Below are 24978 nucleotides of genomic sequence, written 5' to 3'. Positions count from 1 at the left end.
GCAGCCGGTCGGTCGTCGGCCTCGTCGTGCAGCGATGGCGCGCCTCGCTCTGCGGAGCTGCCTGTGCGGCAGGCCGGCACTCCGTGCGAAGTGCCACCGCGTCCATGCTCTGCTCCCGCTCCCGCTCCCGGATGTCAGGGCTGCGTTGCCATCACCCACCCACCGCCCCGCCGGAGGTCGGCCATTTTCCATCCGGCTGCCTCGGCACGTCCTGTTCGGCCTCGGGCGGCCCAGCCCGATGGAGCCGGCGGAGAGCCCAGAAGGCCGCTGCCACGAGTCCGGCTGCTCCCGCGAGGGCGGCTCCTGCCGGTGCCGGCGTTCGCAGCCGAGCTGCTGGTTTCGCCGGTACCGCTGAATGCGCCGGTTCCGCCGGTTCCGCCGGTTCCGCCGGTCCCGCATGCCGGGGGACCGTGCGGTCGCCCGCCGGTACGGGAACCCCGAAGACCGGCAGCAGCCGCGAGGGGCCGCCGCGGAGCATGCTGCGAGGCAGCAGGGACAACGGATCCAGGTAGTTCTTGCCGCGGCGCAGACCCCAGTGGAGGCATGGCGCCCGGCAGTGGAACGGGCCGCGCTGTAGGACGGCGACCGGCTGACCTGCGGTGACGCGCTGGCCCTTGTGGACCGTGGGCTGTACGGGTTCGTAGGTGGTGCGTAAGGGAGGGCGGCCCGAGCGGGATACCTCGATGGTCAGGACGCCACGGCCGGCGACGGTCCCGGCATACGCAACCCGGCCGGGTGCCGCTGCCCGCACCAGTGCGCCGGTGGGCGCACCCAGGTCCACACCCCGGTGCCCGGCCGCCCAGGGCGAAGGAGGCGGATCCCAGCCGCGTACCACCGCGGGCCCTATGCTCCCGGGCCTTCCCACCGGCCACGCTCGGTCCCCAGCAGCGGGGCCGGCCCGCGCGACTGCCTCGCGATGTGCCGCCGCTCCGGGACGTGCCACCGGCCCGCCATGGGGCATTTCCGGCACCTCCGGGGTGCGTGCTCCGCTCTGCGGTGGCCTCACTCCGTCGTCACGTGCCGCCCCCGCAGGCCCATCCGCCGCCTGCTCCACCCTGTGCTCCGTCCCGCGCTCCGCCCCCACGACCAAGGGCGGAGCGGCGGCAGCACTCGCCGGTACGGGAAACAGAGCGGTGAGCGCCGCTGTCGCGGCGGGGGCCAGGAGTGCTGCCAGAGCACGAGCCGGGAAGAAGCAGCCCGGCCCATATCCGGTCGGTTCTGCGTGCGGCGTCGGCGGTAAGGGCGACGACGGCCGGAAGCGTGGCCGGCGAGGGAGGGCCGGGGCAGGGAGAGGAGAGCGAGGCGGAGGAGAAGAAGGAGGCGGAGGAGGAGAAGACCGAGAAGGAGAGGGAGAGGGGAACAGGGGCGAGGAAGGGAATGGAGATGGGGCCGGGGACGGGGATGGGGCCGGAGACGGGAAGTGGCCCGGCGGGTGCTGTGGTCGGCTGCGTTCCGGCCCGAGCCACCTGGTGTGGGCCGTGCCTGGCCGCTCGCTGTCGGCCGGTCCGGGCTGGTGTCCGCGAGAGCGGCTGAAGGTGTGGCGGGGCGTGGCCGAGCCCGAGTGGTGTCCAGGGCTTCGTCGGGTGTCCGGTCGTGGGGTCGATTGCGGGTTCTGTTGCGGGTTCCGTCGCATGTCCCGACGGTGGCGCAGTCCGCCGCGGCGTGGGGATCTTGGTCTGAAGCTGTGGATCAGGGGGCGGTTGTGGACAACGGTGTCACCCGCTCGGGGATCGAAATGGTGTGTGTCGCCCGGTGCATCAGCCGTCCCGTACACTTCTGATGGCGATCCGGGTCACCGGATCGACTTCGCACGCCCCGCCGTCAGTGCACCAGTCCCTTTTCGGGCAGCACGACGGCCGCGCTCCTCGGTCCTCGGACGGCCCCGCAAGGTGCTTTCCCCGGCAGGCGCGTCGGGGCGTCAGGCACCGCGGCCGACCGGCCGCAGTGGAACCGAGCAAAACAAGGAGTACGGCCATGGCCGTCGTCACGATGCGGGAGCTGCTGGAGAGCGGCGTCCACTTCGGGCACCAGACCCGTCGCTGGAACCCGAAGATGAAGCGCTTCATCTTCACCGAGCGCAACGGCATCTACATCATCGACCTGCTCCAGTCGCTGTCGTACATCGACCGCGCCTACGAGTTCGTCAAGGAGACCGTCGCCCACGGCGGCTCGGTCATGTTCGTCGGCACGAAGAAGCAGGCCCAGGAGGCCATTGCCGAGCAGGCGACCCGCGTGGGCATGCCCTACGTGAACCAGCGCTGGCTCGGCGGCATGCTGACCAACTTCTCGACCGTCTACAAGCGCCTGCAGCGCCTGAAGGAGCTCGAGCAGATCGACTTCGAGGATGTGGCCGCCTCCGGCCTCACCAAGAAGGAGCTCCTGGTCCTCTCCCGCGAGAAGGCCAAGCTGGAGAAGACCCTCGGCGGTATCCGCGAGATGCAGAAGGTGCCCAGCGCCGTCTGGATCGTGGACACCAAGAAGGAGCACATTGCCGTCGGTGAGGCGCGCAAGCTCAACATCCCGGTCGTCGCGATCCTCGACACCAACTGCGACCCGGACGAGGTCGACTACAAGATCCCGGGCAACGACGACGCGATCCGCTCCGTCACCCTGCTCACCCGCGTGATCGCCGACGCCGTCGCCGAGGGCCTCATCGCCCGCTCCGGTGCCGCCACCGGCGACCAGAAGCCCGGCGAGAAGGCTGCTGCCGCCGAGCCGCTGGCCGAGTGGGAGCGCGACCTGCTCGAGGGCGAGAAGAAGGCTGACGACGAGGCCCCCAAGGCCGAGGAGAAGCCCGCCGAGGAGGCCGCCCCGGCCGCCGAGGCCCCCGCCGCCGAGGCTGAGGCCGAGGAGAAGCCGGCCGCGGACGCCGAGCAGGCCTGACCCGCAGCATCCGGCTGATGACGGCGGGGGAGGCGCCACAAGCGCCGCCCCCGCCGTCCACCCGTAGATCTTTCGACTTCGAGATTTCGAGAAGAGATTCACAGACCATGGCGAACTACACCGCCGCTGACGTCAAGAAGCTCCGCGAGCTCACCGGCGCCGGCATGATGGACTGCAAGAAGGCCCTGGACGAGGCCGAGGGCAACGTCGACAAGGCCGTCGAGGCGCTGCGCATCAAGGGCCAGAAGGGCGTCGCCAAGCGCGAGGGCCGCTCCGCCGAGAACGGCGCCGTGGTCTCCCTGATCGCCGACGACAACGCCTCCGGTGTCATCGTCGAGCTGAAGTGCGAGACGGACTTCGTCGCCAAGGGCGAGAAGTTCCAGGCCGTCGCCAACGAGATCGCCGCGCACATCGCGAAGACCTCTCCGGCCGACATCGAGGCCCTGCTCGCCTCCGAGATCGAGGCCGGCAAGACCGTCCAGGCGTTCGTCGACGAGGCCAACGCCACCCTGGGCGAGAAGATCGTCCTGGACCGCTTCGCGCAGTTCTCCGACGGCTACGTGTCGGTCTACATGCACCGCACCATGCCCGACCTGCCGCCGCAGATCGGTGTCCTTGTCGAGCTCGACAAGGAGAACGCCGAGGTCGCCAAGGGCGTCGCGCAGCACATCGCCGCGTTCGCCCCGAAGTACCTCTCCAAGGACGACGTCCCGGCCGAGGTCGTCGAGGCCGAGCGCCGCGTCGCCGAGGAGACCACGCGTGCGGAGGGCAAGCCCGAGGCTGCCCTGCCGAAGATCGTCGAGGGTCGCCTCAACGGCTTCTTCAAGGACGCGACGCTGCTCGGCCAGCCGTACGCGCTCGACAACAAGAAGTCCGTCGAGAAGGTCCTGCAGGAGGCCGGTGTCACCCTGAAGCGCTTCGCGCGCATCAAGGTCGGCATCTGAGCCTGTCGCGAAGGCAGCGAATGACCTGCGACCCCGCTAGGGTCGTAGGCAGTCGGCCGCTCAACGGCCGGCCGCAGATGTGACGAGGAGGCCATTGCCGCACAGGGATCTGAACCAGACCCACGGCAATGGCCTTCTTCGTATGTGCACGAGGAGAGCTCAATGATTCACGGTGCCGACGGCGCGCACGCAGACCATGCCGGCCACGGCGGCAGGCGACGCTTCCTGCTGAAGCTGTCGGGCGAAGCATTCGCCGGCGGCGGCGGACTGGGCGTCGACCCCGACGTCGTGCACGCGATGGCCCGCGAGATCGCCGCCGTGGTGCGCGACGGCTACGAGATCGCCATCGTGATCGGCGGCGGAAACTTCTTCCGCGGCGCCGAACTCCAGCAGCGCGGCATGGACCGGGCCCGCTCCGACTACATGGGCATGCTGGGCACGGTCATGAACTGCCTGGCCCTCCAGGACTTCCTGGAGAAGGAGGGCATCGACTCCCGCGTCCAGACGGCGATCACCATGGGCCAGGTTGCGGAGCCGTACATTCCGCTGCGTGCGGTGCGCCATCTGGAGAAGGGCCGGGTCGTCATCTTCGGCGCCGGCATGGGCATGCCGTACTTCTCCACCGACACCACCGCCGCCCAGCGCGCCCTGGAGATCGACGCCGAGGCCATGCTGATGGGCAAGAACGGGGTGGACGGGGTCTACGACTCCGACCCCAAGAAGAACCCCGACGCGGTGAAGTTCGACGCCCTCGAATACGGCGAGGTCATCACCCGGGACCTGAAGGTCGCCGACGCCACCGCCATCACGCTGTGCCGGGACAACAAGCTCCCGATCCTCGTCTTCGAGCTGCTCGCCGAGGGCAACATCGCGCGCGCCGTGAAGGGTGAGAAGATCGGCACGCTCGTCAGCGATCAGGGCACCCGGGCCTGACGGCCCCAACTGCCGTGATTCCGTACGGGCATCGGCCGGTACGGGCGGCAGCTCCCGGCCGGGGGAAGACCCCGGTACGGGGATGGACAACGGCCTGCCGGTCGGACACCGTGCAGGAGAAGACGCGCGGCAGGGGCGAGGCTCTGCTTCTTACCGAAAAGACCAGGAGCAAGTGGTGATCGAAGAGATCCTCCTCGAGGCCGAGGAGAAGATGGAGAAGGCCGTCGTGGTCGCCAAGGAGGACTTCGCCGCGATTCGCACCGGGCGTGCGCACCCGGCGATGTTCAACAAGATCGTGGCGGACTACTACGGTGCGATGACGCCGATCAACCAGCTGGCGTCGTTCTCGGTTCCCGAACCGCGGATGGCCGTGGTGACCCCGTTCGACAAGAGCGCGCTGCGCAACATCGAGCAGGCCATCCGCGACTCCGACCTCGGCGTCAACCCGAGCAACGACGGCAATATCATCCGGGTGACGTTCCCCGAGCTGACCGAGGAGCGCCGCAAGGAGTTCATCAAGGTCGCGAAGAACAAGGGCGAGGACGCGAAGATCTCGATCCGCAGCGTCCGCCGCAAGGCCAAGGAGACGCTCGACAAGCTCGTCAAGGACAAGGAAACCGGCGAGGACGAGGTGCGCCGCGCCGAGAAGGAGCTCGACGACACCACCGCGAAGTACGTCGCGCAGGTGGACGAGCTGCTCAAGCACAAGGAATCCGAGCTCCTCGAGGTCTGATGAACGAGTCTTCCTGGGGGGCCGCCCCGCCCGGCGCCGGACACTGGGCACCGCCCGACCACGGACCGGCCTCTTCGCTTCGCGGGGTGGCGCCCCCCGCCCCGGCGGGTCCCGTCCACGACTGGGGCGAGCCGGCCCGGACTCGGCCCATGGCCTTCGTGCCCGGGCCAGGCGGACACCAGGACGACGACCGGGAATACCGGGACATCCGGGATAGCCGGGATCACCTGGACGACCGGGGGGCTGCTCGACCGAGCGGCCCCCTGTTCCGCGACGAAAAGCCGCAGGAGCCCATGCCCACCTCTCTTTCCGGGTCCGACAGCTCGCCGGACTCAGAGAAGCCGAAGAAGAAGAGCGCGGGCCGCAATCTGCGCGCCGCGATAGGGGTCGGTATCGGCCTCGGCGCGATCATCGTTGCGTCGCTCTTCGTCTACAAGCCTGTCTTCATCGGCGTGATAGCGATCGCCGTCGTGGTGGGCCTGTGGGAGCTGACCTCGCGGCTGGCGGAGCGCAAGGACATCAAGGTGCCGCTGGTGCCGCTCGCGGTCGGTGGGACCGCCATGGTGGCCGCCGGATATATCCGCGGTGCCGAGGGCGCCTGGGTGGCGATGGCGCTCACCGCGCTGGCCGTCCTCGTCTGGCGGATGACCGAGGCACCCGAGAACTATCTGCGGGATGTCACCGCCGGTGTCTTCGCGGCGTTCTATGTGCCCTTCCTCGCGACGTTCGTGGCGCTGATGCTCGCGGCCGAGCCCGACGGGCCGGAGCGGGTGCTGACCTTCCTGATGCTGACGGTCGTCAGCGACACCGGCGCGTATGCGGTCGGCTGGCGGTTCGGCAGGCACAAGCTCGCACCGCGCATCAGCCCCGGCAAGACCCGTGAGGGGCTCGTCGGCGCGGTGCTCTTCGCGATGGTGGCCGGCGCACTGTGCATGGAATTCCTCATCGTGCACGGGGCCTGGTGGCAGGGCCTGGTGCTCGGCCTCGCGGTCGCGGCCAGCGCCACCCTCGGCGACCTCGGCGAATCCATGATCAAGCGCGATCTCGGCATCAAGGACATGGGCACCCTGCTCCCCGGCCACGGCGGGATCATGGACCGCCTCGACTCCCTGCTGCCGACGGCGCCCGTCGTGTGGCTGTTGTTCGTGGTCTTCGTGGGGTCCGGCTGACCGCACGGACTGTATGAGGGGGCTCCCGCACCGAGCGGGAGCCCCCTCTTCGCGTCTTTGCAGGTCTTCTTCCGCCACCGTCGGCCGGGTGCCGTACCGCCTTAAAATAGGCCTCACCCTCCGAAGCCGTTCAGGCGGTTTGCGGAACCCGACGCGACACGAACAAGGAGGTGGCGTGATCAAGAAGCGCTGTACCGCTGCCGGTGCTGCCTGACGGGGGACGGCGCCGACGTCAGTGAGGCTGGACCGACACCTACCGGCGGCACGTGGCGATGCCCGCGTGACAGTGGCCGGGACAAACCGACAAACCCGGTCGTGGTCCGGATTCAGGGCTGCGAGCACGCCCTGATGAAGCTGGAGCCGGAAGTAATCGCCCGCCCGAGAAGCGGGCGGTGAACCGCGTCCCTCCCCAGCCGAGCCTGAGACCCCTGAAAAGGGGGAGAGCCAACGGAACCCTGCGCCTCCGAGTTGAAGATCCCTTCGACTCGCTGAGGAGCAGCACATCAGCAGAACCACCGAGAACACCGGCTTCACGTGCAGCAACTGTGGTGAAGAGGTCGCACCCCTCGTCAACGGGAGCTACCGCAACCACTGCCCGCAGTGTCTGCATTCGCTTCATGTGGACGTCAGGCCCGGAGACCGTGCCGGCGACTGCCGGGCGTTGATGCGCCCGGTGGCCGTCGACCACCACTCCGCCAAGGGCTACATGATCGTCCACCGCTGCACCGGCTGCGGCGTCCGCCGTCGCAACCGCATGGCCGACGATCCCCACCAGGGCGACGACCTCGACCAGGTCCTCACCGTGATGCGCAGGGGGATCAGCCGTCACGAAGCAGGCCGGCACCCCCGGCCCTGACGGCTCATCCGACGCCTCGCGGCCCCCGCCTCGGCGGGGGCCGTCCGTCGGGGGAGCGGCTGCTGCCGCGATGTGGCGTGGCGCAGTGTGGGTGCTCCGCCGGGCATCCCGCCGTCGTGGCCGAGCGTGCGGATGCCCCGGACGTCGCGAGGGCTCAGAGCTTGGACAATTTGGCGTACGGAGTCATGATCCGTGCCTGCTGCGAACCGAAGTCGACAAGTACCGCGATCTCATCCTCGATACAGATCACGCGGCCGAGGCCGTACTCATCGTGTGTGACCCGGTCGCCCATCGCGAACTGCTTGGGAGGACGCGTGACCGGGGGCTTGAAGGGGCTGGACGGCAGATGGCGCCGGGCTACGGCAGGTTTTGTCATTACGAGCAGTATGCGCCTGGTGAGCGAGCTGCCCCCCAACCCGCCGGCTAACGCAACCAAGCCGAGATCTCTTCGGCGGCCACTGCTCACCCGGTTTCCCCGCCACACGGAGTGATCACAGTTGAGCGCCAAGGCCGAGGTCGAGCCGATGATCCGGCCGTCCCCGGGGCGTCCCCGGGTCGTCCCCGGGCCGTCCCCGGGCCGTGCGAGGCGGGCCGTCAAGGGCAGAAGGCCACCGTGGGTGATGGACCCCTCACCGCTCCGGCCTGGGGCTCCCTGGACGATCTGCCACACTGGACGCACCATGCCTGCACCCGGAGAACTTACTTTCGTCGCGCCGCGTGGGGCCAAGAAGCCTCCGCGGCACCTTGCCGATCTCACTCCCGTCGAGCGTCGCGAAGCGGTGGCCGCGATCGGGGAGAAGCCGTTTCGCGCCAAGCAGCTGTCGCAGCACTACTTCGCCCGCTATGCGCACGACCCGGCGCAGTGGACCGACATCCCGGCCGCGGCGCGCGAGAAGCTGGCGAGCGAGCTGCTGCCGGACCTGATGAAGGTCATGCGGCACATCTCGTGTGACGACGACACCACGCGCAAGACCCTGTGGAAGCTGCACGACGGCACGCTCGTCGAGTCCGTGCTGATGCGCTACCCGGACCGGGTCACCATGTGCATCTCCTCGCAGGCCGGGTGCGGAATGAACTGTCCGTTCTGCGCGACGGGGCAGGCGGGCCTGGACCGGAATCTGTCGACCGCCGAGATCGTGCACCAGATCGTCGACGGGATGCGAGCGCTGCGCGACGGCGAGGTGCCGGGCGGGCCGGCGCGGCTGTCCAACATCGTCTTCATGGGGATGGGCGAGCCGCTCGCCAACTACAAGCGGGTGGTCGGGGCGATCCGGCGGCTGACCGACCCCGAGCCCGACGGGCTGGGGCTTTCCCAGCGGGGCATCACCGTCTCGACGGTCGGGCTGGTGCCGGCGATGCTGCGGTTCGCCGACGAAGGATTCAAGTGCCGGCTGGCGGTGTCGCTGCATGCGCCCGATGACGAGCTGCGCGACACCCTGGTGCCCGTCAACACGCGCTGGAAGGTGCGTGAGGTGCTGGACGCGGCGTGGGAGTACGCGGAGAAGTCCGGGCGCCGGATTTCGATCGAGTACGCGCTGATCCGGGACATCAACGACCAGGCGTGGCGCGGTGACCTGCTGGGACGGCTGCTGAAGGGCAAGCGCGTCCATGTGAACCTCATTCCGCTGAATCCGACGCCCGGTTCGAAGTGGACCGCCTCGCGTCCCGAGGACGAGCGGGCGTTCGTCCAGGCCATCGAGGCACACGGTGTGCCGGTGACCGTCCGCGACACCCGCGGCCAGGAGATCGACGGCGCCTGCGGGCAGCTCGCGGCCTCGGAACGTTGACCGCCCGCTGGTACTGTGTGATCGAACAAATGCACCATCCGACAGGGGAGCGCCACAGCGCTGAGAGTGCGGAAGCGTCGTAGACCTACGGCGCCCGCAGACCCTTGAACCTCGCCCGGGTCATTCCGGGTAGGAAGTTCGGTCGTCACTCATGCTGTTGCGCCCCGCCCCGAGTCCCCTCCGTACGTCTTCGGACGCCGGGAGCCGTGGACACCGGGCGGGGCCGCGTCTCTTCCTGGCCAGCCAGGAGGAAATCAGTGAGCACCACGAGCAGAATCACCGCCACGGCGGTCGCCGCCGCGGTCGGCATGTCCGCGCTGGCCGCATGCGGTGCCCCGGGCGGCGGGGGTGCGGACGCCAAGACCGTCACGCTCGTCAGCCATGACTCGTTCAACGTCTCCAAGTCCGTCCTGAGCGCCTTCGAGAAGGAGAGCGGCTACCAGGTCAGGATCCTCAAGGGCGGGGATGCCGGGAAGGCCGTCAACCAGGCGATCCTGTCCAAGGGCAATCCGCAGGGCGATGTGTTCTTCGGCATCGACAACACGCTGCTCTCGCGCGGTCTGCACGAGGGAGTCTTCAGCCCGTACCGGGCCAAGGGGCTGGCGGACGTTCCGGCCGGGCTGCAGCTCGACAAGGGCGAGCACCGCGTCACCCCGCTCGACTACGGCGACATCTGCGTCAACTACGACCGCGGGTACTTCGCCCGCCACAAGACCGCGCCGCCGAAGAGCTTCGATGATCTGCTGAAGCCCCGGTACAAGGGCATGCTCGTGACGGAGAATTCCGCCACGTCCTCCCCGGGGCTCGCCTTCCAGCTCGGCACCATCGCGAAGTACGGGCAGGACGGCTGGCAGAGCTACTGGAAGAAGCTCAAGGCCAACGGCGTCGAGGTCGTCGACGGCTGGGAACAGGCCTACAACGACCGGTTCTCGGGCTCCGCGGCCGGCCAGGGCAAGGGCGACAAGCCGCTGGTGGTCTCCTACGCCTCCAGCCCGCCGGCCGAGGTGCTGGGCAAGAAGCCCGCGCCCAAGGAGGCGCCGACCGGGGTCGCGACGGGCACCTGCTTCCGCCAGATCGAATTCGGCGGCCTGCTCAAGGGAGCGAAGAACGAGAAGGGCGGTAAGGCGCTGCTGGACTTTTTGCTGAGCAAGAAGTTCCAGGAGGACGTACCGCTGCAGATGTTCGTCAACCCGGCACGCGAGGACGCCAAGGTGCCGGAGCTGTTCACCAAGTACGGCACGACGATCGGCAAGCCCACGACGCTGCCTCCCGAGACGATCACCAAGAACCGCGAACAGTGGATCAAGCAGTGGTCCTCGCTCGTTCTGAAGTAGTCCGCAGCCGGCGCCCGCGGCCCGTGCGGGGAACGGCGGCGCGGCTCGGCCTGATGGCGGTGCCGCTCGCCTTCTTCGCGCTGTTCTTCGCCTATCCGGTCGTGGCGATCGTCGGGCGGGGGCTGAAGGACGGCGGACAGTGGCAATTCGGCCGGTTCGGGACCGTGCTGAGCGACCCGGACGTCGTGCATGTGCTGTGGTTCACCGTCTGGCAGGCGGCGGCCTCGACCGGGCTGACGCTGCTGATCGCGCTGCCCGGTGCGTATGTCTTCGCGCGTTTCGACTTCCCGGGCAAACAGCTGCTGCGGGCGGTGGTGGCGGTGCCGTTCGTGCTGCCCACCGTCGTCGTCGGCTCGGCCTTCCTGGCGCTGGCCGGGCGGGGCGGACTGCTGGACGAGCTGTGGGGCCTGCGCCTGGACACCTCGGTGTGGGCGATCCTGCTCGCGCATGTGTTCTTCAACTACGCCGTGGTCGTCCGGACCGTCGGCGGACTCTGGGCCCAGCTCGACCCGCGTCAGGAAGAGGCGGCGCGGATGCTGGGGGCCGGACGGTTCGCGGCCTGGCGGAGGGTGACCCTGCCGGCCCTGGGGCCCGCCGTCGCGGCCGCCGCGCTGATGGTCTTCCTCTTCACCTTCACCTCCTTCGGGGTGGTGCAGATTCTGGGCGGGCCCACCTTCGCGACGCTGGAGGTGGAGATCTACCGGCAGACCGCGGAGTTCCTGGATCTGCCGACGGCCGCCGTCCTCACCATGGTCCAATTCGCGGCGGTGCTGGGCGTGCTGGCGTTGCATGCCTGGACGGTGCGCCGCCGGGAAACCGCCCTGCGGCTCGTGCCGGCCTCACAGACCGCACACCGGCCGCGCGGCCGCGGGCAGTGGACGCTGCTGTGGGGGACGCTCGCCGTCATCACCGTCCTGCTCCTCGTGCCGCTCCTGGTGCTCGTGGAGCGGTCGTTCGCCGGACCGGACGGCTATGGAGCGGTGTTCTACACCTCGCTGCGGTCGGCCGCGAGCGCCGACAGCACCTTCGCCGTCGCGCCCCTCGACGCGCTGTGGAACTCCCTCGCCTACGGGGCCGCCGCCACGGCGATCGCGCTGGTGGTGGGCGGACTGGCGGCCGCCGCGCTGACCCTCCCCCGGCTCCGCAGGGGCCCGTCCGGGCGGACGCCCCTGGCCAGCCGGTTCGTCCGGGGCTTCGACGCCCTGCTGATGCTGCCCCTCGGGGTGTCCGCGGTGACCGTCGGCTTCGGATTTCTGATCAGTCTCGACACGCCTCCCCTCGACCTGCGCGCCTCGTGGTGGCTGGTGCCGCTCGCTCAGGCGCTGGTGGGGGTGCCGTTCGTGGTGCGGACGATGCTGCCGGTCCTGCGGGCGGTCGACGGCCGGCTGCGGGAGGCGGCCGCCGTGCTCGGCGCCTCGCCGTGGCGGGTGTGGCGCGAGGTCGACCTGCCGATGGTGCGGCGGGCCCTGCTGATCGCCGCGGGCTTCGCCTTCGCCGTCTCGCTCGGTGAGTTCGGCGCGACGGTCTTCATCGCGCGGCCGGACCAGCCGACGCTGCCGGTCGCCGTGGCACGCCTGCTGGGACGTGCGGGAGAGCTCAACTACGGGCAGGCGATGGCCCTGTCGACCCTCTTGATGGTGGTGTGCGCCGGTGCCCTGCTGGTATTGGAGCGCCTGCGCCCCCTCGACCACTCCGGGGAGTTCTAGATGACGACAGGGGCCGGGACCACGGCGCAGGAGCTGCTGCGGCTGGGCGGGGTGACCGTCCGCTTCGGCACGGCGGGGCGCCCCGCCCTGGACGCGGTGGACCTGGACGTCGCCGCGCACGAAATCGTGTGCGTCCTGGGGCCGAGCGGCAGCGGCAAGTCCACCCTGCTGAGGGTGGTCGCCGGGCTCCAACAAGCCGACGCGGGACAGGTGTTGCTGGAGGGGCGGGAGCAGTCCGGCGTGCCGGCCCACCGGCGCGGGGTCGGCCTGATGTTCCAGGACCACCAGCTCTTCCCGCAGCACGACGTCGAGGGGAATGTCGCCTTCGGGCTGCGGATGCGGCGTTCCGCACGCGCCGAGCGGGAGCGTACGGTCGCCGAACTGCTGGACCTCGTCGGACTGCCGGGCGCCCAGCGGCGCGCCGTGGCCTCCCTGTCCGGCGGTGAACAGCAGCGGGTCGCGCTGGCCCGTGCGCTGGCCCCCCGCCCCCGCCTGCTGATGCTGGACGAGCCCCTCGGCCAGCTCGACCGCGGGCTGCGCGAACGGCTGGTCGTCGAGCTCCGCCGCCTCTTCCGGGAACTGGGGACCACCGTGCTGGCGGTCACCCACGACCAGGGCGAGGCCTTTGCGCTCGCCGACCGGGTCGTGGTGATGCAGGACGGCCGGATCGCACAGACCGGCACCCCGCTGGAGGTCTGGCAGCGCCCCGCCACCGAGTTCGTCGCCCGCTTCCTCGGCTTCGACAATGTGGTCGCGGCGACGGTGCAGGGCGAGGCCGCCGCCACCCCCTGGGGCAAGGTGCCGGTCCCGGACGGTACGGCGGACGGGCCGTGCCGCCTGCTCGTACGCCCGGCCGGGGTACGGCCGACCGCCGCCCCCGAGGGCCTGCCCTGTACGGTCACGGGCCGTACCTTCCGCGGCACCCATGTCGCGCTGCTGCTCCAGCCGGCCGCCGGACCGCAGGTGGAGGCGGCCTGCGCACTGCGGGAGGCGCCGGAGGTGGGCGAGCGGGTGGGCATCTCCTTCGCGGCCCAGGACGTGGTGGTGCTGGGCGCGCCGGATGCGGCCGGCTGATCACCGCGGATACGGCGGGCTGATCACCTCGGATGCGGCGTGCTGATCATGCCGGAGCCGACCGGCCGAGCACGCCGGATACCGCGGGCCGGTCACGCGGAGAGAGCCTCCGGGCTCCGGGCTCCGGGGGGCGCGGGGCGCGGTGGCTCAGCGTGCCGCCACCTCCGTCTTCGTCTGACCCGCCGTCGGTGCGCCGGACTCGTCCCCCGGCTCCGGTTCGCCGAACCAGGCGACCGCGACGGCGCCCGCCACGGCCACCACGAACCCCAGGACGGCGACCCAGGCGAAGCCCGGACGCGAGGAGTCGCCCAGCCACAGCACCCCGAGAATGCCCGGGACCACCGTCTCGCCCACCACCAGCGCCGCCGTGGCGCCGTTCACCGAGCCGATCTGCAGGGCGACGGTGTGCAGGTACATGCCCCCGATTCCGGCCACGAGAATCGCGTACAGGGCGGGGTCGCCGAGCAGCGACGGCAGATGGAAGGGGTCCACGCCGTTCAGCACGCGTACGCCGACCCCGAGCGCCCCGAAGCCCAGGCCGGAGAGCAGGCCCGCGAGGATCGCGGCCCGTCCACCGAGCAGCCGTACGATCAGGGTGCCGCCAAGGATGAGTACGACGGAAGCGGCGAGCAGCCACCAGTGGGCGGCGATCGGTGTGTGGCCGCTGCCTTCCGGCCCGGCGGCCGTGGCCAGCAGCACCAATGCCCCGCACACCACGCCGATGGAGCTCCACTCGGCCCGGGAGAGCCGGATACCGAGGAGCTTGATGCTCAGCACGGCCGTGATCACCAGATTGGCGCTGATCACGGTCTGGGAGAGGAACAGCGGCAGCAGCCGGGCGGCCAGCGCGCCGAGCCCGAACCCTATGAAGTCCAGCACCGTGCCGACCATGAACTCCCAGGTCACGGCCGCCTTCGCGGTCGACGACAGGCTGGGGCCGCCGTGCTGGGTGACACCGGTGGCGGAGGCCTCGGCCGCCTCCCGGCGGGCGGATTTGCGGGAGCCCACCGCCTGTAGGACCGATCCCGTGCCGTAGCAGACCGACGCCGCCACGGCCGTGAGAAGACCGATGATCACCAAGAGCTCCGTTCGCCCGCTGTCTCAAACCGTCTGTTACGTGGACCAGCTGTTGCGTGCCCGGCCTGGCAGACGCGCATTTCGGGACGGGAGTTGCCTCGCCGGGCGAACCCGTGATCCGGCCGGCCGGGGGGAGGCAGCACCGGCGCCGGGCGCCCGGCGCCCGGGGCCTTGGCACGGCGCGGCGGGGCGCAGGCGAGGGGCCGCCGGTCGGTCAGGAGACGACCCCGGACCGGAGGCGGGACAGCGCCTCCGGAGCGTCGTCCACCGAATCGACCAGGGCGATCCTGGCCGCCATGGGGCGGTCCGCCGCGAGTGCCTGGAGCAGGGGCCAGGTGGGGAGCCTCTCGGTCCAGTGCTCGCGGTTCACCAGCACCATCGGGGTCGGCTCGCCCCGCGACCCGTAGTAGTTGGGCGTCGCGTTGTCGAAGATCTCCTGTACGGTCCCGGCCGCGCCCGGAAGGAAGACGACGCCCGCATTGGAGCGCGCCAGCAGGCCGTCCTCGCGCACCGCGTTGACGAAGTACTTCGCTATGTGGGACGCGAAGACGTTCGGCGGCTCATGCCCGTAGAACCAGGTGGGGATGCCGGCCGAGGCCCCGCCGCCCGGCCAACTGCGCCGGAGGTCGAAGGCGGCCCGGGCCCATTCGGTGATCGACTCGGTGAAGTGCGGTGCCTTGGCGAGACGTTCCAGCGCCGCGTCGAGCATGCCGTCCTCGAAGGGCGCGGCGTACGCCCCGAGGTTCGCCGCCTCCATCGCGCCGGGGCCGCCACCCGTCGCGACGGTCAGGCCGTCCCGGGTGAGCCGGCGGCCGAGCCGGGCCGCGCCCGCGTAGTCCGCACCGTCGCGCCGCAGGGCGTGGCCGCCCATGATGCCCACCACCCGGGCACCGGCGAGGTGTTCGTCGAGGGCGTCCGAGACGGCGTCGTCGTGGATGCTGCGCAGCATCGAGGCGAAGATGTCGCCGTCCGACTTGGTCTCCTGGTACCAGCGGTAGGCGCGGGCGTCCGGGGTGGCGTCGTAGCCGGCCTCGGCCAGTTGCGCGAAGAGTTCGTCCGGGCCGTACAGGCTGCCACGGTAGGGATCGAACGGCAGGTCCGGTACGGGCGGGAAGACCAGGGAGCCACCGGCCCGTATCTTGGCGGCGGCGTCCGGCTCCATGACGCAGCCGAGGAACACCGACTCCGTGGTGTCCGTGCCGAGCAGCGCGAACGTACGGTCCGTCAGATCGACCGACTGGACGCGGTGTCCGGCGAGGCTGCCGGCGGCGACCACCCGGTCGAACTCCGCCAGGGATTCGATTTCGTGGTCGTGGTTGTCGTCGTGGGCCGGGAAGCGGCGGGATGCTGAGGGCTCGGGATTCGACTGCACGTCGGTCATGTTAGGACCGCGGTGTTGCCACCAGGGGGGAGGGGGCCGAGGTGCCCGTCCGCCGTCGCCGTGCCGTGTGCGGCGTGCAGGGGGGGGCGGGGCGGGAGCCGTCGCGCCCTTCGGTGCGCCGGCCTCCCCCGCCCCGTCCACCCCCTCAATGCACCAGCGGAAGCGTGGCCATCTCTGCGACGGTCCAGGTCAGGGGAGCCAGGACGACCAGCAGCGCCAGGGCGCGCAGGGCCGCGGCCCGGTGGAGGACGGAGGCCGAGGCGCCCAGGCGGCGGAGGGCGGCCGTGGTGTGGGCGCGGGCCGAGCGGGACTCCAGTGCGGCGGTGAGCGCGCTGGCGGTGACGCAGGCGAGGACGACCGCCGCGCCGACGGCGGTGAGCGGTCCGAAAGGACGGGCGGGCGAGGCTTCGTACACCTTCAGGGCGGCGTACGCGGCGGAGCCGACCGCGCACAGGACGCCGAGCGGGCGCCCGAGGCGGTGTGACTCCTCCTGCAGCACCCGCCCGGACAGCAGGCGCAGTGCGCCGGGCCGGCCGGCGCACAGCAGCCGGCCGCACAGATGCACCAGACCCGGGCCGGCCAGCACCAGGCCGAAGGCCGACAGCGCCCAGCCGGCCAGGACTCCCGGCGGGCTGCCGATCAGCCGGCCGGGGAGGGGCAGCAGTCCGCTGTGGGCGCCGGGAGCGCGGCTGGTGTACGCCTCGATGGCCAGGCCGGCGGCGGCCAGGGCAATGCCCCAGGGGAGACCGGAGGGCGGGGCGATCCTGGGGCGGCACCCGTCCTCGGGGGCGCCGGCCTCGTGGCGGGGGCGCAGGGCGACGGCCGTGGCCGCCGCGGCGGTCAGCGGAACGGTGGCCAGCAGCATGAGGGCGCCGACGAGCGGTACCGGATGGCCGGCGCCCAGCAGGTCGGCGTCGAAGCGGACAGCGGACGGGCCGCCGAGGTCGCCGCGGAGGCGCAGGAAGACCAGCAGCGCGAGGAGGACACCGAGCACACAGGTCAGCGTGGTGGAGACCGTGGCGAGGAGGGTGAGACGGAGCGGGCCCAGACCGGCGGCGGTCATACCGCGCTGGAGGCGGGCGGCGGGATCCGTCCGGGCCGTGGACACCGCGAACTGGGCCGTGGCGGCGAGCGGGGCCGTGCACCACAGCAGGCGTACCAGTGACTCGTCGGCCGCGGACGGGTGGCCGGCGGCATGGCCGACGGTGGAGAGCAGCAGGAAGCCGGTGCCGGCCGCCGCGACGGCGACACAGAGGCGGCGCAGCAGGACGAGGGGGTGAGAGCCGCGGGCTAGACGGAGAGCGAGCACGCTGCCCTGCTTTCCTCATCGGAGGAACCGGCGGCCGCGGGCGCGGCGTTCGACGGGCGGCCGTCGAGGAGCGCCACGGACCGGTCGGCGAGCGTGGCGACCTCGGGGTCGTGGGTCGCCAGGACGACGGTGATCTGGTGGGAGCGGGCCGCGGTGGTCAGGGTGCGCAGCACCTGGGTGCCGTCGGAGCGGTGCAGGGGGGCGGTCGGCTCGTCGGCGAACAGCACCTGGGGGGTGGTGGCGAGCGCGCGGGCGATGGCGATGCGCTGGCGCTGGGACTGGTCGAGCCGCGCGGGACGGCGGTTCGCGCACATGCCGACGTCGAGGCGGTCCAGCCATTCGACGGCGGTGTGCTTGGCGGAGCGGGTGCCGGTGCCGCGGAGGAGGAGGGGGAGGGCGGCGTTCTCCCAGGCGGTGAGTTCGGGGACGAGCTGCGGTTCGGTGTCGATCCAGCCGAACCGGTCCAGACGCAGCCGTTCGCGGCTGGGGGAGGAGAGGGTGTGCACGGGGGCGCTGTTGAACCAGACCTCGCCCTCGGACGGGACGAGTTGACCGGAGAGACATTTCAGAAGGGTGGTCTTGCCACTGCCACGCGGGCCGGTGACGGCGAGGATCTCGCCTTCGCGGACGCCGACGGAGACTCCGGCGAGGGCCGAGGTGCCGCCGTGCGTGTGGTGCAGGCCGCGGGCCCAGAGAACGTCGTTGTCAGGCGGGGCCACCATCTGCGCACCTCTTGTTGTAGGCGTCGGATCGTTCCCCCGACCGGGTGAACGACCATGGAGGGTATCGGTCACCAGCACGGTAAGGACTGGTGACCCCCGGTATTCGACGCTTGGCAGCACAACGGCCCAGATTCACTCGTATGGCTTGAAGTGAGTGAATCTGAGCCGCTGGATGTTCAGTTGTGCATGGCCGCACCGGATGGTGCGCCGGGGATCAGAGCTTGGTCCAGGCCTCGGTGAGGACGGAGCGCAGGATCTGCTCGATCTCGTCGAAGACCGGCTGGTCGGCGATCAGCGGCGGGGCCAGCTGGATGACCGGGTCGCCACGGTCGTCGGCGCGGCAGTAGAGACCGTTGTCGTACAGCGCCTTGGAGAGGAAGCCGTACAGGACGCGCTCGGTCTCCTCGTCGTTGAAGGACTCCTTGGTGACCTTGTCCTTGACGAGCTCGATGCCGTAGAAGAAGCCGTTGCCGCGGACGTCGCCGACGATCGGCAGGTCGTGCAGCTTCTGCAGGGTGCTCAGGAAGTTGCCCTCGTTGTCGAGGACGTGCTGGTTGAGGCCCTCGCGCTCGAAGATGTCGAGGTTGGCGACGCCGACGGCCGCGGAGACCGGGTGGCCGCCGAAGGTGTAGCCGTGCAGGAAGGTGTTGTCGCCCTTGTAGAACGGCTCGGACAGGCGGTCGGAGATGATGCAGGCGCCGATCGGGGAGTAGCCCGAGGTCATGCCCTTGGCACAGGTGATCATGTCCGGGACGTAGCCGAACTTGTCGCAGCCGAACATGGTGCCGAGGCGGCCGAAGGCGCAGATGACCTCGTCGGAGACGAGCAGTACGTCGTACTGGTCGCAGATCTCGCGGACCCGCCGGAAGTAGCCGGGGGGCGGCGGGAAGCAGCCGCCGGCGTTCTGCACCGGCTCCAGGAAGACCGCGGCGACGGTCTCGGGGCCCTCGAAGAGGATCTGCTGCTCGATCTGGTCGGCGGCCCAGCGGCCGAAGGCCTCGGGGTCCTCGCCGTGGATCGGGGCGCGGTAGATGTTGGTGTTCGGCACCTTGTGCGCGCCGGGGACCAGCGGCTCGAAGGGGGCCTTCAGGCCGGGCAGACCGGTGATGGACAGGGCGCCCTGCGGGGTGCCGTGGTAGGCCACCGCGCGGGATATCACCTTGTGCTTCATCGGCTTGCCGGTGAGCTTGAAGTACTGCTTGGCCAGCTTCCAGGCGGTCTCGACGGCCTCGCCGCCACCGGTGGTGAAGAAGACCTTGTTGAGGTCGCCCGGGGCGTGGTGGGCCAGGCGCTCGGCAAGCTCCACGGCCTTGGGGTGGGCATAGGACCACACGGGGAAGAAGGCCAGCTCCTGCGCCTGCTTGTAGGCGGTCTCGGCGAGCTCGACCCGGCCGTGGCCGGCGTTGACCACGAAGAGGCCGGCCAGGCCGTCGATGTAGCGCTTGCCCTTGTCGTCGTAGATGTTGGTGCCCTCACCGCGCACGATCGTGGGCACGGGGGCATTCTCGTACGACGACATGCGGGTGAAGTGCATCCACAGGTGGTCGTAGGCCGTCTTGGAGAGGTCGCCGCTCATCGTTATCTCGTTCCCCAGGTGTAGGTCTGCTTCCGGAGCTTGAGGTACACGAAGCTCTCGGTGGTCCGGACGCCGGGAAGCGTGCGGATCCGCTTGTTGATCATTTCCAGAAGGTGGTCGTCGTCCTCGCAGACGATCTCGATGAGGAGATCGAAGGAGCCTGCCGTCATGACGACGTACTCGACCTCTTCCATGGTCGTCAGGGCGTCGGCCACGGGGTCGAGGTCACCTTCGACGTTGATGCCGACCATTGCCTGCCGACGGAAACCGACCGTGAGGGGGTCGGTGACCGCGACGATCTGCATCACGCCCTGGTCGAGCAGTTTCTGTACGCGCTGGCGTACCGCCGCCTCGGACAGGCCGACGGCCTTGCCGATCGCGGCGTACGGACGGCGCCCGTCCTCCTGGAGCTGCTCGATGATCGCCAGGGAGACGGAGTCGATCGACGGGGTTCCGGTTCTGTCATGACTGTTTCGAGAGGCCGCCACGCCGTTCACTGTGCACGAGCCTCGTCTGTCGTGCAACCCCCGGACGATGAAATTAGTCGTGTCGCGATCGAAATTTCACTGATTCCGTTGTTCCTGAGTGGCGGGTGTGTCGAAAACGTGGGTTCCATGGCTAGGCTGGAGCCACATCACCGGATATCTGACTGAAGGGGGCGCACAGTGACCACCGCACTGCGTCGTCTGCGCAACTACATCGACGGGGAGTTCCGGGACGCCGCCGACGGGCGGACCACGGAGGTGGTCAACCCCGCGACGGGTGAGGCGTACGCCACCGCCCCGCTCTCGGCCGCCGCCGACGTGGACGCGGCGATGGCTGCCGCCGAGGCCGCCTTCCCCGCCTGGCGCGACCTGATCCCGGCCGAGCGCCAGAAGGTCCTGCTCAAGATCGCCGACCGCTTCGAGGAGCGGGCGGAGGAGCTGATCGCCGCCGAGTCCGAGAACTGCGGCAAGCCGATCGCGCTCGTACGCTCCGAGGAAATCCCGCCGATGGTGGACCAGATCCGCTTCTTCGCGGGTGCCGCCCGGATGCTGGAGGGCCGCGCGTCCGGCGAGTACATGGAGGGCTTCACCTCCATCATCCGCCGCGAGCCGGTCGGCGTCTGCGCCCAGGTGGCGCCGTGGAACTACCCGATGATGATGGCCGTGTGGAAGTTCGCCCCGGCGCTGGCCGCGGGCAACACCGTCGTCATCAAGCCCTCCGACACCACCCCGGCCTCCACGGTGCTGATCGCCGACATCATCGGCAGCGTGCTGGACGAACTGGGCCACTCCCGCGGCGTGTTCAACGTCATCTGCGGTGACCGCGAGACCGGCCGGCTGATGGTCGAGCACAAGGTTCCCGCGATGGCCTCGATCACCGGCTCGGTGCGGGCCGGTATGCAGGTCGCCGAGTCCGCGGCGAAGGACCTCAAGCGGGTCCACCTGGAGCTGGGCGGCAAGGCGCCGGTCGTCGTCTTCGAGGACACCGACATCGCCAAGGCCGTCGAGGACATCTCGGTGGCCGGCTACTTCAACGCCGGCCAGGACTGTACGGCCGCCACCCGCGTCCTCGTCCAGGAGTCCATCCACGACGAGTTCGTCGCCGCGCTGGCCAAGGCCGCCGCGGAGACCAAGACCGGCGCGGTCGACGACGAGGACGTGCTCTACGGCCCGCTGAACAACGCCAACCAGCTGCGGCAGGTCAAGGGCTTCATCGAGCGGCTGCCCGCGCACGCCAAGATCGAGGCGGGCGGCGAACAGGTCGGCGACAAGGGCTACTTCTTCGCCCCGACCGTCGTCTCCGGCCTCAAGCAGGACGACGAGATCGTCCAGCAGGAGGTCTTCGGCCCGGTCATCACCGTCCAGTCCTTCAGCGACGAGAAGCAGGCCGTCGAGTGGGCCAACGGCGTCGAGTACGCGCTCGCGTCCTCGGTGTGGACCAAGGACCACGCCCGCGCCATGCGGATGTCCAAGACCCTCGACTTCGGCTGTGTGTGGATCAACACCCACATCCCGCTGGTCGCCGAGATGCCGCACGGCGGATTCAAGAAGTCCGGCTACGGCAAGGACCTTTCGGCGTACGGCTTCGACGACTACACCCGGATCAAGCACGTGATGACCTCGCTGGACGGCTGAGCCGGGCGGCCGGGCCGGTCCGGCCCGACCGATCCGGGGATCTTCACCGTCGGGCGGCGCGGAACGCTCGACACACCGTCGCGGGCGGAGGCCCGGCAATGGACGCTCTGTCTCTTGCCGCCTCCGCCCGTGGCACGTGAGAGTGCACGCCATGGCTGATCTTTCGCGGCGTGCGCTGCTCCGGGGTATGGGCGGAATGGGTGTGACGGGGGCGCTGGCCGCCATGACCGGCTGCGGGGTGCCGCCCGCGTACGTCAAGGAGGCGGACCGCGGGGGAGCGGACCGGTCGGCGCGGGACCACAAGCTCGTCTTCGCCAACTGGCCGCTCTACATCGACGTGGACGACCACGACAAGCAGCGCCGGCCCACCCTCGACGCCTTCGAGCGGCGTACCGGGATCTCCGTGACGTACACCGAGGAGATCAACGACAACGACGAGTTCTTCGGCAAGATCAGCCCCGCGCTGATGAACCACCAGAGCACCGGCCGGGACCTGATCGTCATCAGCGACTGGATGTGCGCCCGGTTCGTACGGCTGGGGTGGGTCCAGAAGATGGACCGGGCGGCCCAGCCGCATGTCGCCGCGCATCTCGATCCGCTGCTGCGCACCCCGCACTTCGACCCGGGCCGTACGCACTCCGTGCCCTGGCAGTCCGGGATCACCGGCATCGCCTACAACCGCAAGAAGCTCGGCCGGGAGATCAAGCACACCTCCGACCTGTGGAAGGACGATCTGCGCGGCCGGGTCACCCTGCTCTCCGGGCTCGACGAGTCGTTCGCGCTGCTGATGCAGGGCGACGGGGTGGACATCACCCGCTGGAAGGCCGATGACTTCTACCGGATGACCGACCGCATACGCCGCCTGGTGAGCCGGGGCCACATCAGGCGGTTCACCGGCAACGACTACATCAAGGACCTGGACTCCGGGGATGTGCTCGCCGCGCAGGCCTACTCGGGCGATGTGATCCAGCTCCAGGCGGACAACCCGGACATCGAGTTCGTGGTGCCGCAGGAGGGCGCCGAACTCTGGGCGGAGAGCCTGCTGATCCCCAACCTCGCGGAGCACAAGCGCAATGCCGAGCGGCTGATCGACCACTACTACCGGCCGGAGGTCGCCGCGGAGCTGGCCGCCTGGGTCAACTACGTCTGTCCCGTACCGGCCGCGCGCGAGGTGCTGGCCTCGTCCAAGGACAAGGAGCGCGCCGCCCTCGCCGAGGATCCGCTGATCTTCCCCGATGACGCGATGCGCAAGCGGCTGGCCATCGCCCGCGACATCACGTCCAAGGAGCGGACCGCATTCGCCAAGGAGTGGAACGCGATCGTGGGGTTGTAGGGGAGGGGCGGCGGCCCTCGTGCCGCACGCCGCCCGCTGTCCCTCGCGGGCCCCGGTGCGGGCGGGCGACGAGGCGACGGCGGGCGGTCACGACCCGGCGGCCGTCGCGGCTACCCGCGCCACACCGCCGTGTAGCTGTCGATCTCGGCCGTCAGCCGCTTCTTGGCGGTGGTGTCCATGAAGGAGGCGGCGACGGCGTTCCGGGCGAGGCCGGCCACACCGTCGGCGTCCAGGCCCAGCAGCCGGGCGGCGACGCCGTATTCGGTGTTGAGGTCCGTACCGAACATCGGCGGGTCATCGCTGTTGATCGTGACCAGCAGGCCCGCGTCGACCATCTCCTTGAGCGGGTGCTCCTCCAGGGTGCGCACCGCGCGGGTGGCGATGTTGGAGGTGGGGCAGACCTCCAGCGGAATGCGGTGTTCGGCGAGATGGGCGAGCAGCGCCGGGTCCTGGGGGGCGCTGGTGCCGTGGCCGATGCGCTCGGCGCGGAGGTCGTTGAGCGCGTCCCAGATGGTGCCGGGGCCCGTGGTCTCCCCGGCGTGCGGCACGGAGTGCAGACCGGCGGCGATGGCGCGGTCGAAGTACGGCTTGAACTGCGGGCGGGCGACGCCGATCTCGGGGCCGCCGAGACCGAACGAGACCAGACCCTCGGGCTGCAGGTCGCAGGCGATACGGGCGGTCTCCTCGGCGGCCGCCAGGCCCGCCTCACCGGGGATGTCGAAGCACCAGCGCAGCACCACGCCCAGCTCCGACTCCGCCGCCTTGCGGGCGTCCTCGATGGCCTCGACGAATGCGGCGTCGGGAATGCCACGGCTGGTCGAGCTGAAGGGGGTGACGGTCAGCTCGGCGTAGCGGATGCGCTGGCGGGCCATGTCCCGGGCGACCTCGTAGGTCAGCAGCCGGACGTCCTCGGCGTCGCGGATCAGGTCCACGACGGAGAGATACACCTCGATGAAGTGCGCGAAGTCGCGGAAGGTGAAGTAGTCGACCAGCGCTTCGGGGTCGGTGGGGACGGCGGAGTCGGGGTGCCGCGCCGCCAGTTCGGCGACGATGCGCGGTGAGGCCGATCCGACGTGGTGGACGTGCAGCTCCGCCTTGGGCAGGCCCGCGATGAAGGCATCGAGATCGGACAACGGTTCCTCCTGGTCAAGGGATGCGCAGGGTGCGCGGAGGGGCCCCGTCATGCTAGGCGGGGCGCGGGCGGCCGCGGGGTGCAGGTCTGCGGACCGGCCTCGGTACCGGCCGCCCCGGGGGCCCGGCCTACGGCTTGGGGCCGGTCCCCTCCCGCAGTATCTGCCGTGCCGCCATCAGCGCGAAGCCCAGCAGATTCAGCCCCCGCCAGCGGGCCGGGTCCGCGGCCCGCTCGTCGTCGGCGGCGAGTCCGATGCCCCATATGCGGTTCCACCGGACTGGCCTCCACCAGCACCCGGGAGTTCGTGCCCAGCAAGAACTCCCGCAGCGCGGCGTCCTGGCCGAATTTCTGGACACTGCCCTCGACGACCAGGCCGAAGCGGTGCCGCTGCCAGGTCTCCTCGTCGAAGCCGCGGACCCGGCGCCCGGCGTCCTTGGCCTGCTGGGGGTGCCGTGCCGCGATCGCGCGCTGCTCCGCCTCCGCGTCGTCGAACAGCCGGGCCTTGCCGGCCATCATCCAGTGCTCGGCGGTGGCGTACCGGACCCCGTCGACGGTGAAAGGGGAGGGCCACCACTGGCTGAAGCAGCTCGCGCCGAGGCTGCCGTCGCGCCGGGGGCCGTGGCCCCAGAAATGGACGTATTTGACGCGCTTACCGGCGGCGGTGGCGCGGTGTAGTTCCTCGACCGAGCGCGGCCCGTCCTCGGCGCGCCCGTTCATGATCCCCGTGTGGTCGTGCATCATGCCGGGATTCTGTCAGCGGGCACTGACAACGTGTCGGGGCTTGAACGGCGAGAATCACAGAATTCGTCGCGTAACCAAAAGGCAACAACGGAATCCCTTGTTGAGACCCTTCTACTCTGTCAAGATCGGCCATCGATTCCGGAAATAGCTACGCCAGGCAGTGCCGCT

General features: G+C 70.3%; 21 protein-coding genes, 1 pseudogene and 1 riboswitch. Of the genes and pseudogenes, 12 read left to right on the top strand and 10 right to left on the bottom strand.

Features of this window, described 5'->3' with window-relative positions; translation table 11 throughout:
- Positions 1 to 151: 151 nt before the first annotated feature.
- Positions 152 to 961: a murein hydrolase activator EnvC family protein gene (locus ACF088_RS00410; RefSeq protein WP_392373113.1), complete on the bottom strand. Its 810-nt coding sequence runs from the start codon at positions 959 to 961 to the stop codon at positions 152 to 154.
- 1013 nt (positions 962 to 1974) lie between these two features.
- Between ACF088_RS00410 and rpsB the strand changes: the two genes are divergently transcribed.
- The 6 genes from rpsB to ACF088_RS00380 all read left to right on the top strand — a co-directional run bounded on the left by rpsB (position 1975) and on the right by ACF088_RS00380 (position 7518).
- A complete protein-coding gene (rpsB, locus tag ACF088_RS00405; protein WP_392373112.1) occupies positions 1975 to 2883 on the top strand; it encodes a 30S ribosomal protein S2 in 909 nt (302 codons plus the stop codon).
- Between the two features lie 107 nt (positions 2884 to 2990).
- The gene (gene tsf, locus ACF088_RS00400) at positions 2991 to 3827 is read left to right on the top strand and encodes a translation elongation factor Ts (protein ID WP_392373111.1); all 837 of its coding nucleotides are present in this window, start codon (positions 2991 to 2993) and stop codon (positions 3825 to 3827) included.
- 162 nt (positions 3828 to 3989) lie between these two features.
- Positions 3990 to 4760: a UMP kinase gene (pyrH, locus tag ACF088_RS00395; protein ID WP_088800294.1), complete on the top strand. Its 771-nt coding sequence runs from the start codon at positions 3990 to 3992 to the stop codon at positions 4758 to 4760.
- 175 nt (positions 4761 to 4935) lie between these two features.
- Positions 4936 to 5493 (top strand): ribosome recycling factor, encoded by a 558-nt coding sequence (gene frr / locus ACF088_RS00390; RefSeq protein WP_030087489.1) that lies wholly within the window; start codon positions 4936 to 4938, stop codon positions 5491 to 5493.
- The gene (locus ACF088_RS00385; RefSeq protein ID WP_392373110.1) at positions 5493 to 6662 is read left to right on the top strand and encodes a phosphatidate cytidylyltransferase; all 1170 of its coding nucleotides are present in this window, start codon (positions 5493 to 5495) and stop codon (positions 6660 to 6662) included. The genes frr and ACF088_RS00385 overlap by 1 nt, the downstream gene beginning before the upstream one ends.
- Positions 6663 to 7164: 502 nt before the next feature.
- Positions 7165 to 7518, top strand: coding sequence for an RNHCP domain-containing protein (locus tag ACF088_RS00380; protein ID WP_392373948.1), 354 nt, complete (start codon positions 7165 to 7167; stop codon positions 7516 to 7518).
- A gap of 154 nt (positions 7519 to 7672) precedes the next feature.
- On the opposite strand, the gene ACF088_RS00375 is transcribed toward ACF088_RS00380, so the two are convergent.
- Complete coding sequence (locus ACF088_RS00375; RefSeq protein WP_392373109.1) at positions 7673 to 7894, bottom strand: hypothetical protein; 222 nt, start codon at positions 7892 to 7894, stop codon at positions 7673 to 7675.
- 304 nt (positions 7895 to 8198) lie between these two features.
- Here ACF088_RS00375 and rlmN point away from each other — a divergent pair, with 304 nt between their 5' ends.
- From rlmN to ACF088_RS00355, 4 genes are all read left to right on the top strand, one after another.
- Entirely contained in the window at positions 8199 to 9305 is a 1107-nt protein-coding gene (gene rlmN / locus ACF088_RS00370) for a 23S rRNA (adenine(2503)-C(2))-methyltransferase RlmN (RefSeq protein ID WP_392373108.1), read from the top strand.
- Positions 9306 to 9338: 33 nt separating this feature from the next.
- A riboswitch (TPP riboswitch) is annotated at positions 9339 to 9459 on the top strand.
- A 103-nt stretch (positions 9460 to 9562) separates the two neighbouring features.
- Positions 9563 to 10639 (top strand): thiamine ABC transporter substrate binding subunit, encoded by a 1077-nt coding sequence (locus tag ACF088_RS00365; protein WP_392373107.1) that lies wholly within the window; start codon positions 9563 to 9565, stop codon positions 10637 to 10639.
- Positions 10615 to 12345, top strand: a complete 1731-nt coding sequence (locus ACF088_RS00360; protein ID WP_392373947.1) for an ABC transporter permease — start codon at positions 10615 to 10617, stop codon at positions 12343 to 12345. Before ACF088_RS00365 ends, ACF088_RS00360 begins: the two co-directional genes overlap by 25 nt.
- A complete protein-coding gene (locus tag ACF088_RS00355) occupies positions 12346 to 13419 on the top strand; it encodes an ABC transporter ATP-binding protein (RefSeq protein WP_392373106.1) in 1074 nt (357 codons plus the stop codon).
- A 147-nt stretch (positions 13420 to 13566) separates the two neighbouring features.
- Here ACF088_RS00355 and ACF088_RS00350 read toward each other — a convergent pair whose 3' ends face one another.
- From ACF088_RS00350 to ACF088_RS00325, 6 genes are all read right to left on the bottom strand, one after another.
- Positions 13567 to 14496, bottom strand: coding sequence for a hypothetical protein (locus ACF088_RS00350; protein WP_392373105.1), 930 nt, complete (start codon positions 14494 to 14496; stop codon positions 13567 to 13569).
- 214 nt (positions 14497 to 14710) lie between these two features.
- Positions 14711 to 15877: an LOG family protein gene (locus ACF088_RS00345; protein ID WP_392373104.1), complete on the bottom strand. Its 1167-nt coding sequence runs from the start codon at positions 15875 to 15877 to the stop codon at positions 14711 to 14713.
- A gap of 145 nt (positions 15878 to 16022) precedes the next feature.
- Positions 16023 to 17186: a hypothetical protein gene (locus ACF088_RS00340; RefSeq protein WP_392373102.1), complete on the bottom strand. Its 1164-nt coding sequence runs from the start codon at positions 17184 to 17186 to the stop codon at positions 16023 to 16025.
- Positions 17168 to 17908 (bottom strand): ABC transporter ATP-binding protein, encoded by a 741-nt coding sequence (locus ACF088_RS00335; protein ID WP_392373100.1) that lies wholly within the window; start codon positions 17906 to 17908, stop codon positions 17168 to 17170. The genes ACF088_RS00340 and ACF088_RS00335 overlap by 19 nt, the downstream gene beginning before the upstream one ends.
- Before the next feature lie 214 nt (positions 17909 to 18122).
- On the bottom strand, positions 18123 to 19484 hold the full coding sequence (locus ACF088_RS00330) for an aspartate aminotransferase family protein (protein ID WP_392373099.1): 1362 nt from the start codon (positions 19482 to 19484) through the stop codon (positions 18123 to 18125).
- 2 nt (positions 19485 to 19486) lie between these two features.
- Positions 19487 to 19981 (bottom strand): Lrp/AsnC family transcriptional regulator, encoded by a 495-nt coding sequence (locus ACF088_RS00325; RefSeq protein ID WP_392373098.1) that lies wholly within the window; start codon positions 19979 to 19981, stop codon positions 19487 to 19489.
- 168 nt (positions 19982 to 20149) lie between these two features.
- On the opposite strand from ACF088_RS00325, the gene ACF088_RS00320 reads away from it, so the two are divergent.
- Positions 20150 to 21604, top strand: a complete 1455-nt coding sequence (locus ACF088_RS00320) for a gamma-aminobutyraldehyde dehydrogenase (protein WP_392373096.1) — start codon at positions 20150 to 20152, stop codon at positions 21602 to 21604.
- Between the two features lie 151 nt (positions 21605 to 21755).
- Positions 21756 to 22937 (top strand): PotD/PotF family extracellular solute-binding protein, encoded by a 1182-nt coding sequence (locus tag ACF088_RS00315; protein WP_392373095.1) that lies wholly within the window; start codon positions 21756 to 21758, stop codon positions 22935 to 22937.
- A gap of 110 nt (positions 22938 to 23047) precedes the next feature.
- Here the strand turns inward: ACF088_RS00315 and ACF088_RS00310 are convergent, their stop codons facing one another.
- Positions 23048 to 24121: an adenosine deaminase gene (locus tag ACF088_RS00310; RefSeq protein ID WP_392373093.1), complete on the bottom strand. Its 1074-nt coding sequence runs from the start codon at positions 24119 to 24121 to the stop codon at positions 23048 to 23050.
- A gap of 76 nt (positions 24122 to 24197) precedes the next feature.
- Positions 24198 to 24786 (bottom strand): annotated as a pseudogene (locus ACF088_RS00305) (NADAR family protein).
- Positions 24787 to 24978 lie beyond the last annotated feature (192 nt).

The sequence above is a fragment of the Streptomyces sp. NPDC015125 genome, assembly GCF_043080045.1.
In the GTDB taxonomy this organism is placed as follows: Bacteria; Actinomycetota; Actinomycetes; order Streptomycetales; family Streptomycetaceae; genus Streptomyces.
This window is presented reverse-complemented; position numbering and strand designations above follow the sequence as displayed.